The organism is Salmonella sp. NW722 (assembly GCF_051702785.1).
In the GTDB taxonomy this organism is placed as follows: domain Bacteria; phylum Pseudomonadota; class Gammaproteobacteria; order Enterobacterales; family Enterobacteriaceae; genus Salmonella; species Salmonella enterica.
Genome location: NZ_JAMMIN010000001.1, coordinates 514249 through 530911 on the forward strand (window position 1 = coordinate 514249; position 16663 = coordinate 530911).

The following is a 16663-nucleotide window of genomic DNA, read 5'->3' on the forward strand; positions in this document are numbered from 1 at the left end:
CGCTATCTATCCCATGCCGAATTCATGGTCTTTTTCAGCCGCGCTATTTTGCGTGATACGGGGTCATCTCCAGCGCAGTACATTCATCCTGCTTGTCCTGCTGCATAAACCCCACGGTCACCATAAACAAACCGATCATAAATGGCACTTCATAAAGCTCTTCAATCAAATCTGTGTAACGAGCGTTATGCAGGAATATCGGCGACAACCACCGATGATGCTCGACAGTGTCGGAAATCAGATATGAACATGCCGTCACGGCAAACAGCCACAATGGCAGAGGAACGTCCCGCAGACGACGAACAATCTCCTTACGTAGCCCGGCAGAAAACAGGACTGGCAAGACTAACGCAGCAATTAATAGCACTGAAATCGTTCTGAACAGCATACGCGGCTCGTCAGGGAAATAGTCACGCCCCCAACTGGTGCTTCTACCCAATAGCACCACCCACCAGACAACAGCCCATAGCCAAAACTGCTTTGCCCCTTCGGGACGGGAAAGTGGCCGTATATACCAGGCGGTAAATAGCGCCCCAAACAGTAACCATAACGCTTGTCCGTTTTCAATCCATCGGACCACCACGCCGTTAAGCAAAGGCAATTGCCAGTCCGCCGTAAACGGGATGACCACAGCGGCAAGCGCAAGAGTAAGTGCTGACGAAGTTAATCGGGTATCGAGTTTCATGATTATAAGACTCTTCTGGTTTTTAATACCCAATCATAAGTTTTATGAATACGCTCTCATTAGCAAACAATGCGATATTCTTAATGTTTTCTTAATGTTTCTTTTCAACCCATGTCTGATGTAAATAAACAGCGCTTTTCAATACGCAAAAACCGCATCACGCTGGCGACGCGCGATGCGGCTTCTCATTTAAAGAATCATTTTATATCAAATAGATACTACAGCATCTTTACCAACCGCAAACGTCGTGTTCGTTTTCGGTATCGTAGGAACGCACGGTATTGACCAAATCCTTCACAACTTCTGCCGCAACTTCAGGTACCAGCAACGTCATCGGTGCTTCCGTTTCATAGTCCACAGAGACGCCGTTGCTATTATTCGTGACCGTGACGGTATAAGTAGCTTTTCCCATTATTATTCTCTCCCGGCATGAATGACTTTTCGTGAGGTCGCCCCTTCCATCAGTACTTCCGGCGCGACAAAAAAGTCGATGTTAAAATAGGTATCATCCGTCATGACCTCAATATTGTGCCACTTTTCCGGAGGAAACACGCCAAACTCGCCGGCATTGATCACCATGATCTCTTCCGGCTCAGAGCAATGTTCATCAGCGTATCCGAGATATTTGACCGCCCCCTGCATCACCGAGAGACGAGGATAAACGCCGGGTCGCGTTCCCTTATCAAGGTGGCGTTCGAAAATTCCGGCAGGCGCCGTCTCTTTGTTCCAGAAGGGCGTGGAACGTGTATGGATATGATTTTGTGGAATTTGCCGCATTTGCTTCCCTCTTCCCGCAGGTTACTCAGCGATAATCTCATCGCTGTCGTAAAAAGGTTACGCTCCAAAAACAGCATTTTAAATACCATTTATTGGTTACTATTTTGCTGTTTTCCACGCAATAAAACCGAAAGGAGAGCAATGACCCGCCGTTGACGACGGGTCCAGGTGGTTAAGACTGGAGCGTTGCCAGCCGGGCGGCAAATCCGACGAAAAGAAGGCCAATCAAAGAATTGCCCACTTTTGCCAGTTTCTTTTTGGTACCAATATAGTGGGTTACAAAAGCGCCAGAAAGAATTAAAAAGCTCAGATAGCAAAAACTGACGATTTCAAGGGTGGTGGCCAAAATAAAAAATGACACCCCAGTATGCGGCGCAGTAACGTCAATAAATTGCACAAAAAAGGAAACATAAAAAAGTATGGCTTTAGGATTCGTCAGGCTAAGAATTAAAGCACGCTTAAAAATAGCGCCAAAAGGAACTACCGTTTCCGTCGCCGCACGCCCTTTTGAGGTCAGCGTGGCGTAAAGGATTTTTGCGCCAAGGTAGAGCAGATAAAACGCGCCGAGATAGCGAACAATGTTAAACAGAACCGGCGTTGTTTTGATCAGCGTCGCCACGCCCGCATACGCCAGAAACATTAATATCGCATCGCCGATAAACACGCCGCATGCGGCAAGATATCCTCCTTTAACCCCGCGTCCTACGCTGTTTTTAAGCACAAAAAGCGTATTCGGCCCCGGTACCAGAACGATAAAAATCGCCCCAACCAGGTACGTCCAATAATTCAGAACACCATACTCCGCGAACACATTAACCTCTTCCTGAAAACATTTACGCTTAACTGCGAAACAGTATGCTAACGAATGCACCGGAAGATGGGAAGCGAAACCACGTCTCTCCAGCCGCTATTCCGCCACGCTTATATCCCCATCACCCAAAAACGTTCTTGTATCGCGCCCCCCGCAGGCAATCACCAGGTATTGGCCCACGTTTCCTCATGGGGAATTAACGCGCGCGTCGTACCAAAGATAGGGCTGCCAACACATCACTGATATCGCTCTCATTCAGATTCGGCGCATTAAACTTCGCTCTCAGCCACACCATATCCTCGTGGCTGAAAGCGCCGACCATCAAGCGCTGGCTGATAATGATCAACATTTGATTATCAAGTTGTCGAATACGTTGCCGGGTGACCGACAAGGTTTGTATCGGAAAGGAGGGTTCTGAGCCGGTTCGCCACTGCGCTAAATAGCGGTACTGTATCGCTTTACTGGCATCCATTAGCGAACGAATAAAAGGGGTTATCGAATGCGGGTCCAGACCGTTATTTTTCGCTTCTTCTTCGGCCTCGGCAAAAACATTTTGTTCACGCGTGAAATCCTCTATCGGCAGATGGTGCTTCATTTTATAAGCAGCCACATCTTTCATTAATAACATGCGTTCATTGAGCGCGGTTAAGAGCGCGCCAAGCGATACCGACGTTACCGAATCGGCAAAAGTGGTGCTGCACATCAATAAAGAACAAAGAAAAATGGCGATATGACGAATCATTAATCAACCTCCTTTTACGGAGGCCTGACAGTAATTTACCTTTATTAAGATAACATTAAGTAATTATTACAGATGGGTATTAATGCTTATTCGTTTAAACTGGAGTGATAAAAAGAACAGGCCGTTGATTCTACGGAATCTTCACCTTCACTTAAAGTGTATAAAATATACAACAAATCACACAAATGTGATGCACATCACGTTTTTATGATTTTTTATTACGGTTTTATGATATAGGTCTAATTTTAATAGGTCACTAATTTCTCTCCCCCGCTCAGGGAGATCGGCTTCAATTTACATCGAATATGGTGAAATATGACTACCATTACACTAGTCAACGAACAAAATAGTACTGGCAATCCTTTTTCTGCACATATGTTATGTGAACAGCGAGCTATTCAGGAAATTACTTACGAACTATTGCAATCGCAGCAGCATGTCTCAAATAAGGATATCATCGCCAAACTTATTGAAAAACTGGAAACAGAAAAAGACGTAGTGCAGCTTGATATTTACCGTAATGCCTTAGAAGCCGTTTTGTTTCAGACACCTGACGACATCTAATATATACCCAAAATAATTCGAGTTGCTTAAAGGCGGCAAGGGAGTCAGTCCCCAGGAGCATAGATAACTATGTGACTGGGGTGAACGACAAATCTGCCGGGAGCAGATGTGAACGTCGCGAGCGACGGCCCGTCAGGGCGAGGCCCATGGATGGGCCGAGTAATCCGTAGCCAACACATAAGCAACTTGAAGTATGAAGGGTATAAACAAGGGAGGGGGTTACTCCTCCCCTGTTCGTTAATAATGCAGATGCCTCAACGTGCGGTGCCTGATTTTTCGTAGCCGTTTGCATGGATTTGCGGTGCAACATGCTGCATGCTTTCTGGCATCTCATGCTGCCGATATACGGCTGGCAGTAATGTTAAGCATGAGCCATTTTTCACATGAAGACTAAATTTACCCGATTCTTTTAAAGCCTGAATAAGATTTTCCTGCGCGGGAGTTAATGTCTCATCATGCCACAGAACAATATGCTCGAAAGACGTTGATAAAAGATCGGGCATCGGCGCCTGCCAGGGGATGACTTCAACTCGCATACCTTCACTACAATATTTAATCGTTTCCAGCCATAGCTCAATGGGGTCGTTCAGCGAAAACGCAGCAATAAGCATTGTGCCTGCTGGCGCCTTTCGTACGCTACTTAGCTGGAACGTGGCGTATTCAATAATCGCAGTATCCAGTAATGCCTTTTCAAATCGGCGTGCATCATCATCGCCTGCGGACAACCACAGCCGTAAAGGACGCAGTATTGACTCAATGACGATACACGGCGGAATTTCCCGACCATAACGCCAGAGTAATTTTCGCAATTTGGCGGGTTCGAATTTTCTACACTGCGCTAAAATCTCTTCCTGGTAGAATAACCATCCCGAGCGGCAATGCGTTTCTTCACCATAGAGGGCAGGTTTAATCTCTTTTAATGAGAAGCCTTTGCTTAACGCGTCGATAATATGCTGTATTCTGATAGCATCTTCTATGCAATAAAAACGATTGCCAGCTTCATCTTTGGTAGGTTGAAGCAGGCCATAGCGTTCCCAGGACCTGATATTTGCTGTTGTGACACCACACTGCGCCGCCATTGCGCTAATACTAAAAGTAGCCATGCCTGTCTGGCCTCATGATGATGTAAGAAAGCATAGTGAACCTAAACGCCATCAGAAGCAAATCATTATTAAGCAATGACCTTACTATTTACACGTGAAATTACATTATCGACATTATTTATTGTAAGCCAGTGCGTAAAGGCTTTAGAGACGGACAGTATTTGATAGTCCAGAACTGTTCTACAACCTAATTTAGTCAGAACATGGTAGCGTACTGAGTAAATAGTTTTTAAATGTACATTTAGCTCACAGCTTATTTGTCGGATATCCATTCCTTTAACAAGCATTGCCAAAACATTTCTTTCATTCGCCGTTAATCTGACTTTCTCTGGCCTGGGAAAAAATTGACCAGCAGCGGCCAAAATCAGTAACTCACGCCACTCAGCAATAGAGGCATCGACCTTTATTCGATATATGACATGATGTTCATCAATAAAGTTATATTCATTATGGGTAACAATTCCAATGAGTACCGTTTTAAATGTGGAAGTAATATACTGCTGTACGGTGTAGTAATCGTCGATATCAAAAATAATATAATTTACGTTGCCAGCTATTATTGCGACGTCCTTAAATAAGGACTCCAGACCATAATTAAGAAACAGGTTTTCGCTCAATAGTCTTGTATCTGTCTTTAAAACAGATGATGCGGAACCAGTCATATCCACCTCAACAAAACGAGAGCCATGTGGAAATATCCATTCGATGGCCCGCATAAGATCATCTGCTTACTTCAGCGATGAGAACCTATTAAGTAGTAGTTGAGGAACGCCGTTTGCGCAACCTGACAGACGTCCTGGGGCATCTTATGTGAACTGCGTGGGGATGTTCGCTTTGGCAAAATCCACAAAGCGTACGACCGCAGGCAGCAAAATATGCCAGTCCTGTTGCTCCAGACCTAAATATTCACGCTGCGCCGCACGCAACGTAGCAGCATAATCTTCCGGCAACTGAGGTAACAGCCAGTCAGCCGCCGCATCCTTAGAGGTAAATCTCCCGGTAGAAAGGGTGTACCAGATACGCGCCAGGGTTAAAACAATATGATACTCATCTCCCTGCACATCTGCCGTGGATTGCCAAAGGTCGAGGGGATAACGCAAGGCCTTCAGCAACTGCGCCACAGGGGCTGGCGTGAACAGCCGTTCCGCGCGTTCGCCCTTTAGCGGTATACTGGTTTCCAGAATTTGGGTTATCAGTAACACAATGTCCCAGTCCTGCTGCGCTGGTTCATAAATCCCCTGACAAATGTCCTCTCTTAGCCACTCGCCAAATTGCATTTCCCGGGCAGGTGGAAAACACCAGGGAACCAGCTGCGAATAAAGCACGACAGTGACCTCCAGAGCGCGTTTTTCTGCCGACGCCCCCGGCGGCGATGAAAGCACCAGCAATTCCTGCATCAGCGTTGCGCGTTGGGTCTCCGTCAGCGGCTGGCATATTGTCACCAGCAGATCAATATCGCTGTTTGGCTTCAGACCGCCCGCGACAGCGGAACCATATAAATGAATAGCACGCAACGTATCGCCTGTGACACGAGTAATCAGGCGACATGCCGCTTCCGTTTGGCATTGAATCGAGGGCGGTATGGACAGTGTCATCGTTGCTCCGGGGGCGCAGGTATTTTTTATATTGGTTGCCAGAAATATGGCATAACGGCAGAAAAAAAGCTCGCTATTCATAGCGAGCTTTTAACATTGCATCAGACTTAATGATGTAGCATTTCGTCAACGACCTCATTCGCCTTTAACTGATAAGGATAATAGGTAGGCCAGTTTTCCATCTCTTGCAACAATGCCTGCTGCGAGGTATTTCCCATAAAGATATGGAAGTGCGCCGATTTGCGCGGGGCAATGATATGATCGCTAAACTGAACATATTTAGGCGCTTTGCTATTGGCATCTTTACATTCGAACAGATAGCGCACCCCTTTTTTACCCGATGCGTAAGTCAGAATTTTATAGCCGGCATAATTGTATTTACAGGATGCAACGTTATTGTCGCGATGGAATTCTATAACGCCATTTTCAATGCCGATAGTCTCAACATTCGTCGCGTATCCTTTGCGATAATACGCTTTAATATCCTCAAACGTTTTCTCCGGGTCTTTCTTCGCCTTTTGTCTGAAGACAGGGTCCAGCTCGCCGCTGACCAGATAAGGATAGACGGATTGCCACATACCATCCCAGTCGGTGAGCGCGCGATCGCGTACATTAGCGTCATCAAACACACCCGCTGCCGCTTTTTGCTCAACCTCCGTCATCGGCGCGCCATGAGCATGATGACCATGCGCGAAGGCAGGACTATTTACCAACAGCATTCCCAGAAGCATTGTCAGTTTTTTTAAATGAATCACCAAAACGTTACCCTCATCTTTCTTAGAAAGATGATTGTTATATTATAACATTGCATTTATTTCAACAGAAACTCAGCGGCCACCGCGCAGGTGGCCTTTTTTGATATCAACTGGTCCGCCATCGAGGAATTGAACCCCGAACCTTAGAGGTAGAAGCTCTATGCTCTATCCGGTTGAGCTAATGGCGGAAGAAAAATTACGCGGCCATTTTAAGGCAGGCGTCTGCGCATTGGCTGCATGCCCGCGCGCAATTCTGGCAATGGTCGTGATCGTGCCTTGCACACTCTTCGGCGCAGGCTTTGCAGATATCCGCGCACAGGCGGCATAATTTTTGTGAGTACTCGCTTTCCAATGCCATAAATTGCGCCGCCAGGCGACAAATGGCCGCACATTGCATATCTAACTGGATGCAGTGCTTCATCATTTCGACGTTATCTTCACGCAGACAAGAAGAGGCGCAGATATCACACGCCGCCGCGCATTCATAACACTGCTCAATACACTCACGATGTTCTTGTTGCATAAATGACTCCTTATTTTATTAAGAGGAGTAGATAAGTCTGCACAGAAACGCCGGGATAGCCAAACGGCTACCCCTCTTTTTCATACTTTTTGAACAAAAGTGCTGAATAAAACAGCAATAGTAAAGCCGGAAATCGGCCTCCGTGATGTGACGTCTATACTGTAATGTTCATCTGCTTTTCATCGGAGGTAAAATGGAGTATTTAGCACGACTAAATATCGTTGCGATGCTGATGTCAACGACGTTCTGGATCAATCTGGCGGTCGTTTTTTTCGTCACCCTCATTACTTACTGGCTCATCAACTGGCTACTTAATGTGGTCTATAAAGCGCTACAACGCCCGGATAAAAAGAATGATGCTCATGGGCGGCTGCGGCCTATTGTTTTCGAGATGCTGAAAAAGACCAGTAAGATGCTAATCTTTTTTGCCGCATTTCTCTTTAGCCTGCGCTTTGTCGCCCTACCCGACCGGTTATTCTCTACCCTCTCTCACGCCTGGTTTTTAGTGGTTGCGATTCAAATGGCGATTTGGCTTGATCAGGGCGTACAGTCATGGATGCGTCATTTACTGTATGCCCCAGGCTCCAATAAAAACCCGGTGACGTTAGTCATTCTTGGTATGATTTTGCGCGTGCTCGTCTGGTCTATGATGTTGCTCTCCATCCTGGCGAACGTCGGCGTGGATATTACCGCACTGGTAGCCAGCCTCGGCGTGGGCGGTATTGCTATTGCCCTGGCGGTACAAACCGTTCTGAGCGATGTCTTCGCTTCGCTGTCGATTGGTTTCGATAAGCCCTTCGAGATCGGCGATTTCGTCGTCTTTAATGATGTAGCCGGTACGATTGAACATATCGGTTTGAAAACCACTCGCATCCGTAGCCTCAGCGGCGAACAGATCGTTTGTGCGAACGCGCAGTTGTTGCAGCAAACCATACACAACTATAAGCGGATGCAAACGCGTCGTATCGTGTTTACTTTTGGCGTCGCCACTGCGACACCGCCGGAAAAGTTACGCCTCATCGGCGATATGGTGAAAAAGATTATTACCGATGTCGGCGAAACACAATTCGACCGCGCCCATCTACTGGCCTTTGGTCAGGATCGGCTGACCTATGAGGTGGTGCATATCGTCAATACCGCGGATTACAATAAATACATGGATATTCAGCAAGAGATAAATATCCGTATTATTGAAAAACTCATTGAGAATGATATCGAACTGGCGCTGCCAAGTCTGGTCGTCAGAGCCCCTGTACAGGTTGAAGAGACCAGGGACTACAGTAATACCGCTGATGCAAAAAACGCAGATAAACGCGTCATGCAGTAAAATCTCTGCCGACAATACCGGGAACCCATGGGTTCCCGGTGCGTTAACGGCGACACGGCAATGCGGAGAAACGACTTGCGGCTATTCCACCTGTAAATGGCGGGTACAGACTTGATCAAGTAGCGCAGACTGATGACTAATCACCAACATCCCTAATGAACGGCTGCGGCACACCTCAAGCACGTATCCCCATATCGCTTTTTGAATAGACGGATCGAGTTGCGCCGTCATTTCGTCGGCAATCAGAAAACGCGTTCGTGGGTCAAGCGCGCGCAGTATCGCAATACGCGCCAACTCCCCGCCTGAGAGCTGCATTGGCCGACGCGTCAGCCACTCGGGCTGCACATGCAAACGCCTCATCGTTTCCGGGTCAGGCTGCCAGGCATCACGTACAGCGTCTCCGGCGCTTCGCCAGGGATTAAACGTCAGTTCAGGATGCTGGGGGACAAGCTGTACCGGACAATACTGATGCAGGGGTAACGGGCTGCCGTCCAGCAGAACATCGCCCGCCGTCGGCTTTTGCCATCCGGCCAGGACGCGCCCCAACGTTGTTTTCCCCGTTCCGCTTGGCGCATGAATTCCTACCCGTTCACCGGCAGAAATCGTAAACGTCAGGTTCTGCCATAAGACTTTCCCGCCCTGACGAATAACGAGGTCGCGGCAGCTTAGCATTCTATTCCCTCTCCGGTCGGCATAAATAACGGGTTTAGTTCAGGCAATGCTTGCCATTGCCGTTTTAACGGCTCACTCATCTCTTCCGGCTGTAACTGCTCGCAGCGGATATTGTCCGTGATATAACCCTGATGCAGCGCCACAATGCGATCGGCATACCGCGCCGCCAGCAGCAGGTCATGAGTCACCCACAGCACGCCGCATCCCCGCTCGCAGAGACCTCGCAAGTGCTCAAGCAACTGGTTTGCCAGTGCCGTATCAAGCCAGGCGGTGATCTCATCCGCGAGAATATAACGTGCCTGGCTAAGCGAGGCGTGGCACGCCAGAATTCGTTTAGCCATCCCACCGGAGAGCTGGCGGGGAAAGCGTTCCAGGACTGTCGGTGCAAGATCGCTTTGCTGTAATAGCTGTACCATTTGCGTCTCATCCCAGGCGCGTCCGGTCAGATGACATGCTCTGTTCAAATGTTTTCTGATATTCAGCATGGGATTAAGCGCCTGTACCCCCTGCGGCACGTAGCTAAACGTATTGCCCCTAAGCTGCCTGATGGTATGTCTGTCCAGCCGGTTGCCATCAAGCGTAATCTCCCCCCGAAAGCGTAAGTTTTCCGGCAGCAGATCGAGCAGGCATTGCAGCAGCAGACTTTTTCCCTCCCCGCTGCCGCCAACCAATGCCACCATTTCGCCGGGCGCGATATCAAAAGAGACATTCTGTAATAACGGAGACCAGCGTCTCGCGCCATACCAGCGATAACGCGCGCTTTCCAGCATAACCTGTTGTAAACTCAGCATACGTCACTCCTTAGCCACAGCCGCTGAATGGCGCGCGCAAACTGATCGAAGAGCATCACCAGCGTGAATAACATTAGGCCGGGAAACAGCACCAGCCACCAGTTTCCATGGCTAATAAACCGTAACGCATCCGCCAGCAACAGCCCCAGCGAAGGCTCATGCGGCGCCAGCCCAAACCCCAGAAAACTTAACGCCGCGCTGTGCAATACCGCATGAGGAAACATCAATAACGTTCCCGTCAACCATTGCGGCAATAGCGCCGGAAAATAGTGATATCGCCAGCAATAAAGGTGTCCATGCCCCAGACGATAGGTCAATGTCAGGTAGTCACTCTGCGCTACCCGCTCCGCGTCGGCGCACAGAATCAGCGCCAGACGGGGCCAGTGCGTTAACGCCACGGCCGCAATGACGCCGCTTTTACCGCCGCCGAGCGTAAAACAGATAAGGATCAGCAAAAGTAAATGCGGCATGGCGAGCATGGCATCGGTTATCAGCCGCATCAGGAGGTCCAGCCGGGGATGAATGCGCGCCACTGCCGCCATCACTAGCGCGATAACGCCGCTGCACAGCGCGGCGCCAACGCCAATTTGTAAACTGGTGAAGGCCCCCTGAAAGCAACGAAGCCATACATCACGCCCCAGATTATCGGTGCCAAACCAGTGCTGGATATCAGGCGACAGATGCCGGGCAAGCAGATTAACCTCTGGCGGCTGGCTCAACGTGGCATAACCGTATCCGGCAATAAATAGCAGACAGGTAACGGAGAGGATCAGACGAAACAACGTCGGGGCAGGATTATAGAGCATCGGGACGCTCCAGCGATCGATTAAGCACCACCACAAGCCAGGCTGAAATCGTATTTCCGGCAAACACTAATAGCGTACAGAATAAAACGATCCCCATGAGTAGCGGGACATCGCCACGCAGGCCGGCATCGATAGTGGCCTGTCCCAGTCCCGGATACGCAAAGACTTTTTCTGCCAGTAACGCCCCCCCCATCAGTTCGCCCAGAGAAGCAAACTGTAAACAGAGTGCTGGGGTAATCGCATGACGTAACACCTGGTGACGTAACAGCGACCATCCTTTATCCCCCTGAGCGCGCGCAAAACGAATAAATTCGCTCTTCATTACGCTGGCTATTTTTTCTCGCGTATGCAGCGCAATTTGCCCCATGCCCAACAGACTTAACGCACATACCGGCAACACAAGATGGCGTAAACGTTCCGATAAAAGAGCTGTTCCTGCATTATTTCCGGGGTCCCAGGCGCAACAAACAGGTAATAACGGCCAGCGGACGGCAAACAGCGCCAGCAACAGCATTGCTATCCAGAAGGTGGGCAACGATGACAATAAGTAGCTGATACGGCAAATCATCTTATCCGGCCAGCGGTGGAGAAAACGTCCGGCCAGAAAACCCAATGTCACGCCCAGCACACCAGACAATAGCCAGGCGCCTGCCAGCAGCGCGAATGACGTCGCAAAACGTTCCCGGATCACGCTGGCGACAGGCATGTTGAACAGCATGGAATACCCCATGTCGCCCTGGAGCAAACGCCAAAACCAGTGACCGAAACGCTCCCACAGCGGCTGGTCGAGCCCCCAGCGCGCCGCAATCCGCGCATATTGTTCTGGTGGAACATGGAGCAGATCGTTGCCAATATAAGCACGGATAGGATCAACGGGCGAAAAGCTAAGCAAAATGAAGGTGCCGGCAGCCACCAGCACCAACAGAATAATCAGCCGCAAAAAATGACTGAAGAACAATTTCATCACCGACAGGTCCAGGTCCAGTCATCAAGATTGTTTAACACCGACCAGCTACCGTGGATTTCTGGCGCGCCTTTCCCCAGATCAATACAGGGGTTGGCCAGATAGGTATGCTGAATATTAAGCAGCCATGCCCATGCCGCATCGCCCTGAACGCCCGCGCCCTGCTTTCCATCCCACTCAACCTGCTGCCAGAAAGGAATCGCCTTTTGCCAGTCAGGCGCATCTATAGCCTGTTTCAGATGTGCTTCTACCGCAGGGTTGCTGTAATAGCCCGGGTTATAATATTCCACACCAGCGGCTTTCCCGCTGTAGTGATGGAAGAGTTCCATCGGGTCCAGACTTCCCCAGCCAAACAGCGTAGGGTTAGCGTGCATATGGCGCTCTACGGTTTCCCAGCTTCCCGACTGCAACGAGACGACAATGCCTAAAGGCTGCAACATGGCGCGCACCGCCTCGGCCAGATCCCGTCGGGTGCTGTCGCCACTGGCATACCATAAGGTCAGACGAGCTTCTTTACCTGCTTTTTCACGCACGCCCGCACGGTTTATCTTCCAGCCAGCCTCTTCCAGGATGGCGCGCGCTTTTGCAATATCGCCATCGCTGAATATCACTGAAGGATTTTGCCACGGCAATCCCTGCACCGCGCTATAGGCGGGTATCGCATGGCCTTCCATCACCTGTTCCGCCAGTTGCTTACGATTAATGGCATAGTTAATTGCGCGTCTGATAGCGACATCAGCGGTCACATCGTTGCCGACAGGATAACCGTTAGCATCCTTTTTACCGGCAGGCACCATCGGGAAGACAATGCCCCGGTTTTCAACGCTATCGCGTACCCAGAGTTTAAGATTATCCTGCTGCGGGGCCACCGCCATAGAAGGGGCAATGCGCACCAGTCCCAACTGTCCGCTGCGCGCGGCGGCATAAGCATTATCTTCATCCAGAAAGACAAAAACCAGCCGGTTAAAGTCATTCTTTTTACCCGCATACCAGGGATTAGCTTCAACGATCAGTTGCTGACCCGGCTGAAAGCTGACCAGTCGGTACGGACCGGCGCCTATCGGTTCGCGGGCAAACGTTTTTTCATCATAACGGCTGGCCGGAACAATCCCTAACGACCCGAGTACATTCACAAAGGTACTCTGCGGATGGCTCAGCGTCATCTCAATTCGGCGCGCATCCAGCGCTCGCGCATGACTAAAGTTGCCCATGTCAATTTTACCGCCGCTCTTCGCCGCTTTGTTGTACGTAAAAACGACATCTTCGGCAGTTAATGGCGAGCCATCGGAGAATTTCAGATCGGGTTTTAAGGTCAGTATCCAGGTTTTACCATCGGGGCTGGTATCCACTTTTTCCGTCAGTAAATTACCCCAACTCATATCGGCGTTTTGCTTGAGCAACGGCGCATGAAGCAATAAGTAACTGCCGTGGCTCCAGCCCAGCATAGGATCAAAGCCTTCCGTTGGCTCAGGGCCAATGGCCAGCTTTAAGATATGGCCATCTGCCGTGTCCGACGCAGCGAAAAGCGGCGAGGTGAATGCCAGAGCCATCGCGCACGTTATGAGCGCCAGTTTGCCTTTAATCATCAGTTTACCCCAGATTATACGTTGTTTTTGTTCCTCCCGGCGCAGCATAAACGTCGGGAGGCCTCCTGAGGACGGCATTATGGCGAGCATTTGTAATGAAAAAATTGATGCAGAACAGAAAGTATGACGATCTTTTAAAAACATCATACGCACAAACGCCGGGAGCGCCAACGTGGGCTAAAGGCCGCTTTTGACGGGGATAAAACGCAAGGGAAATGACGCCAGGAATACCGGGTTAATTAACGCCATCTTATTCTCTTATTTCCTTTCTATTCTGTATTACGTCTTCCCATCCGACGCTGTTCATTTTCTCAACGTTATTAGTCAGTGCTGAAAAGTAAGAAGGTATCGTAATTAGCGCCTCCTGGCTTTAAACCTAAACCAATATTAAACGAACCGGGCGTTAATGAAACTTACCGGCAGAACACCAGTCATATGGCAACCCGATGAAATGACATGCTATGGAGTCCAACCGAAAAATGTTAACGCCGCCAGGGCTCGTGATGATTTTTTTAGCCGTACTGTTCTCATTGCTGACAGGATGCGCAAGTTATAAAAACACGGCGTGGGGAATATATCCGGCTTCAACGGATATTTGTCCATCAGGTACGACATCAACAGGAGGGTGCAAAGAGTAATATCGCATATTTAATATACACCACTTTTTAAATGACTGTCCGGACATTTTCGGACGGTAAGTTTTCTATTAATTTATAATGGACTAATCCCATGACAAATAAAAAACACATTTTTTCAATTATCTTTATTGGTTCTCTTTTAACGGGGTGTGCAACAGGACCATCACCGACAGGGATTGGCTTATATACGGATGTTAAAGGGCCAATTACTGCCACGAGTCTCCCGGCAACCAAAACCGGTAAAGCGTGTGTGCAAACGGTATTGGGTATTGTAAATACCGGCGACGCATCTATTGATTCAGCGAAAAAAGCGGGCGATATTTCTTTAGTGTCGAGTGTTGATTATGAAACTACGGGCTCATATCCGTTTTATGGTAAAACCTGTGTTGTCGTAAGAGGACAATAACAACAGTAAGCCGGCGATGCCGCCGGCTTTTTATCCCATTTTACGTGCCGCTATCTCTGTCTGTTCCTTGCGACTCAGCCCCCGCTTTAAGGTTCTGTTAAGATTTTACGCATACCCTACAAGCAGTTGTGAATAAAGGATAATAATAATGGCACATTTCTCAAGACTGCAAATAACGCTTCACTGGTTAACACTGCTCCTGACAGGCATCGCATATGCGGCTATTGAGTTACGGGGGTGGGCGCCAAAAGGCTCCAGCGTTTACCTGTTTATGAAAGACACGCACTATGATATGGGCGTTCTGGTCTGGGCGCTGATGTTTTTACGGTTATATCTTAAACACAAATACCCGGATCCGGTCATTACGCCTCCCCCTCCTCACTGGCAGCACGTAGCCGCTAAATTAATGCATATCGCGCTTTATCTCACTTTTCTCGCCTTACCGCTGCTGGGCGTCGCGATGATGGCGTCAGGCGGGAAAAGCTGGAGCTTTTTTGGTTTTACTGTACCGGTATTTTTGACGCCAGATAGCACCCTAAAATCGGATATAAAGCGTATTCATGAAATGCTGGCCAATATCGGCTATTTCCTGATTGCCATGCATGCAGCAGCGGCGTTGTTTCACCATTACATACAAAAAGACGATACATTTTCAAGGATGTTACCCGGTAAATCATGACTATTTCGGCCATCCCGGCGTGAGAGAGCACGCCGGGCAAGGCATTATTATTCCAGCGCTATCGGTTTCGACTGATAGCGCCTTATACCGTTTGTAATCGACAATATACGATATTTTTCCGGTTCCACGTGTAAGTGATATGTACGACGCTCCCCTCGCTAATAATAGCGGGATAAGAATACTCACCGCGGTCACTTTCCAGGTCCAGTAGCGGTAGCCATGATTCGCCATTATCCTGGGAAGCAATCAGTGAAAGCGGATAGCGCTTTCCCCAGTTGCCGTTGACCGGATTTAACGCAAGAATCAGCGTACCGTCCTGCATACTAACCAGATCGATACCACTATTATTATTCGGTAAAGATGTCGCGCGGGCAACAGACCAGGTAGCGCCATAGTCGATTGAATCACTGCGAAAAATTGCCCCGCGAGTGCTTCGTAACAACATATGGATATGCCCCGGAGAAGACTCCCACAGCGTAGGCTGAATAACGCCATCCCAGCGCAGGAGGTTTTCCAGACAACATTCCCACAACATCCCCTTTTTTACACCATCCCACAACGCTACGTTTGTCCCGGAAATAGCGTTATCAGGCTCCAGCGGAACAAAAGAGATATTCCAGTGTTTTCCTTCGTCAGAGGATCGATCCACAAATGCCCTCCACCGTTCAGGACTTTCAATCGACCCTGGCGCAATCCAGGCGCCATTTGATGCCAGCAGGAGTTTATTTTTCACGGGACCGCGCGGCAAAATATCACCGTTGACCAACGGAGCTGGCGTACTCCAGGTAAATCCTCGATCGCTGGAGGTGATAAACCAGGTTTTCCACACGTGTACGTCGCTGCCTACTTTATAAAATAACCACAATTTATCCGAGGGGTAAAATAACACAGGATTCCAGTGCGCTTCCCCCTCGCGTGCCGCCACTCGCTGCGGTGTTGTCCAGATATTATGTTCATAGCGAGATAGCCAGATGGCTGTATCTTCGCTTCCTTCGCGCAACCCCGCGAACCATGCGGCCACTAGCGTACCGCACGGTAAGCGAACAAGCGTAGAGGCATGGCACTGAAAGGACTCGGTTCCGCTTTCCGGTAAAATGACCTGTCGATTGACGAGCGCTAATTTCATACCTGCCTCTATTAAATAAGGTAAAAAGCATCAGCTTTTTTATGTATGAAAGTAGTGTTAGCAGAAATAGCATCAACGCGGTGAAAACGATGAACCGCTATACGAATTTATGT

20 protein-coding genes, 1 tRNA gene and 1 pseudogene are annotated in these 16663 nt (G+C 49.0%); 5 read left to right on the forward strand and 17 right to left on the reverse strand.

Going from position 1 to position 16663, the window contains the following annotated elements:
* Window positions 1–43: 43 nt before the first annotated feature.
* The 5 genes from NA330_RS02550 to NA330_RS02570 form a co-directional block, all read right to left on the reverse strand.
* The gene (locus tag NA330_RS02550) at window positions 44–685 is read right to left on the reverse strand and encodes a nitric oxide reductase (protein WP_023203468.1); all 642 of its coding nucleotides are present in this window, start codon (window positions 683–685) and stop codon (window positions 44–46) included.
* A gap of 229 nt (window positions 686–914) precedes the next feature.
* A complete protein-coding gene (locus NA330_RS02555) occupies window positions 915–1097 on the reverse strand; it encodes a DUF1869 domain-containing protein (protein WP_000513733.1) in 183 nt (60 codons plus the stop codon).
* Window positions 1098–1099: 2 nt separating this feature from the next.
* Entirely contained in the window at window positions 1100–1462 is a 363-nt protein-coding gene (yeaR, locus tag NA330_RS02560; RefSeq protein ID WP_001248993.1) for a DUF1971 domain-containing protein YeaR, read from the reverse strand.
* Between the two features lie 172 nt (window positions 1463–1634).
* A complete protein-coding gene (gene leuE / locus NA330_RS02565) occupies window positions 1635–2273 on the reverse strand; it encodes a leucine efflux protein LeuE (protein WP_000457190.1) in 639 nt (212 codons plus the stop codon).
* 196 nt (window positions 2274–2469) lie between these two features.
* Window positions 2470–3015 (reverse strand): chorismate mutase, encoded by a 546-nt coding sequence (locus NA330_RS02570; protein WP_000617988.1) that lies wholly within the window; start codon window positions 3013–3015, stop codon window positions 2470–2472.
* Between the two features lie 82 nt (window positions 3016–3097).
* Between NA330_RS02570 and NA330_RS02575 the strand changes: the two are divergent.
* Both NA330_RS02575 and NA330_RS02580 read left to right on the forward strand, forming a co-directional pair.
* Window positions 3098–3252: pseudogene (locus NA330_RS02575) on the forward strand (hypothetical protein).
* Window positions 3253–3330: 78 nt separating this feature from the next.
* On the forward strand, window positions 3331–3579 hold the full coding sequence (locus NA330_RS02580; protein WP_000208086.1) for a biofilm/acid-resistance regulator YmgB/AriR: 249 nt from the start codon (window positions 3331–3333) through the stop codon (window positions 3577–3579).
* A 254-nt stretch (window positions 3580–3833) separates the two neighbouring features.
* Here the strand turns inward: NA330_RS02580 and NA330_RS02585 are convergent, their stop codons facing one another.
* From NA330_RS02585 to NA330_RS02610, 6 genes are all read right to left on the reverse strand, one after another.
* Window positions 3834–4682 carry a MerR family transcriptional regulator gene (locus tag NA330_RS02585; RefSeq protein ID WP_000190260.1) on the reverse strand — a complete coding sequence of 283 codons (849 nt, stop codon included), beginning with the start codon at window positions 4680–4682 and terminating at the stop codon, window positions 3834–3836.
* Window positions 4683–4750: 68 nt separating this feature from the next.
* Window positions 4751–5344 carry a helix-turn-helix domain-containing protein gene (locus NA330_RS02590; RefSeq protein ID WP_023242562.1) on the reverse strand — a complete coding sequence of 198 codons (594 nt, stop codon included), beginning with the start codon at window positions 5342–5344 and terminating at the stop codon, window positions 4751–4753.
* Window positions 5345–5488: 144 nt separating this feature from the next.
* Window positions 5489–6277 (reverse strand): cryptic aminoglycoside nucleotidyltransferase ANT(3'')/ANT(9), encoded by a 789-nt coding sequence (gene aadA / locus NA330_RS02595; protein ID WP_023242563.1) that lies wholly within the window; start codon window positions 6275–6277, stop codon window positions 5489–5491.
* 107 nt (window positions 6278–6384) lie between these two features.
* Entirely contained in the window at window positions 6385–7032 is a 648-nt protein-coding gene (gene zinT / locus NA330_RS02600) for a metal-binding protein ZinT (RefSeq protein WP_001537483.1), read from the reverse strand.
* Window positions 7033–7143: 111 nt separating this feature from the next.
* Window positions 7144–7220, reverse strand: a tRNA-Arg gene (locus tag NA330_RS02605).
* Between the two features lie 8 nt (window positions 7221–7228).
* Window positions 7229–7555 (reverse strand): four-helix bundle copper-binding protein, encoded by a 327-nt coding sequence (locus NA330_RS02610; protein WP_001183699.1) that lies wholly within the window; start codon window positions 7553–7555, stop codon window positions 7229–7231.
* A 193-nt stretch (window positions 7556–7748) separates the two neighbouring features.
* Between NA330_RS02610 and NA330_RS02615 the strand changes: the two genes are divergently transcribed.
* Entirely contained in the window at window positions 7749–8882 is a 1134-nt protein-coding gene (locus NA330_RS02615) for a mechanosensitive ion channel family protein (protein ID WP_000456073.1), read from the forward strand.
* A gap of 81 nt (window positions 8883–8963) precedes the next feature.
* On the opposite strand, the gene NA330_RS02620 is transcribed toward NA330_RS02615, so the two are convergent.
* Genes NA330_RS02620 through NA330_RS02640 form a run of 5 tightly spaced genes read right to left on the reverse strand, consistent with a single transcriptional unit; the run spans window position 8964 to window position 13749 of the window.
* Entirely contained in the window at window positions 8964–9554 is a 591-nt protein-coding gene (locus NA330_RS02620; protein ID WP_000947459.1) for an ATP-binding cassette domain-containing protein, read from the reverse strand.
* Window positions 9548–10345: an ATP-binding cassette domain-containing protein gene (locus NA330_RS02625; RefSeq protein ID WP_023242564.1), complete on the reverse strand. Its 798-nt coding sequence runs from the start codon at window positions 10343–10345 to the stop codon at window positions 9548–9550. The genes NA330_RS02620 and NA330_RS02625 overlap by 7 nt, the downstream gene beginning before the upstream one ends.
* Window positions 10339–11151, reverse strand: a complete 813-nt coding sequence (locus NA330_RS02630) for an ABC transporter permease (RefSeq protein ID WP_023242565.1) — start codon at window positions 11149–11151, stop codon at window positions 10339–10341. The genes NA330_RS02625 and NA330_RS02630 overlap by 7 nt, the downstream gene beginning before the upstream one ends.
* Window positions 11141–12115 carry an ABC transporter permease gene (locus tag NA330_RS02635; RefSeq protein ID WP_023223714.1) on the reverse strand — a complete coding sequence of 325 codons (975 nt, stop codon included), beginning with the start codon at window positions 12113–12115 and terminating at the stop codon, window positions 11141–11143. The genes NA330_RS02630 and NA330_RS02635 overlap by 11 nt, the downstream gene beginning before the upstream one ends.
* Window positions 12115–13749 (reverse strand): ABC transporter substrate-binding protein, encoded by a 1635-nt coding sequence (locus NA330_RS02640; RefSeq protein WP_023242567.1) that lies wholly within the window; start codon window positions 13747–13749, stop codon window positions 12115–12117. The genes NA330_RS02635 and NA330_RS02640 overlap by 1 nt, the downstream gene beginning before the upstream one ends.
* A 681-nt stretch (window positions 13750–14430) precedes the next feature.
* Between NA330_RS02640 and NA330_RS02645 the strand changes: the two genes are divergently transcribed.
* Entirely contained in the window at window positions 14431–14745 is a 315-nt protein-coding gene (locus NA330_RS02645; RefSeq protein ID WP_023242568.1) for a TRL-like family protein, read from the forward strand.
* Window positions 14746–14893: 148 nt separating this feature from the next.
* On the forward strand, window positions 14894–15424 hold the full coding sequence (locus tag NA330_RS02650) for a cytochrome b (protein ID WP_000929982.1): 531 nt from the start codon (window positions 14894–14896) through the stop codon (window positions 15422–15424).
* Window positions 15425–15506: 82 nt separating this feature from the next.
* Here the strand turns inward: NA330_RS02650 and NA330_RS02655 are convergent, their stop codons facing one another.
* Window positions 15507–16550: a sialidase family protein gene (locus NA330_RS02655; RefSeq protein ID WP_023242569.1), complete on the reverse strand. Its 1044-nt coding sequence runs from the start codon at window positions 16548–16550 to the stop codon at window positions 15507–15509.
* Window positions 16551–16663 lie beyond the last annotated feature (113 nt).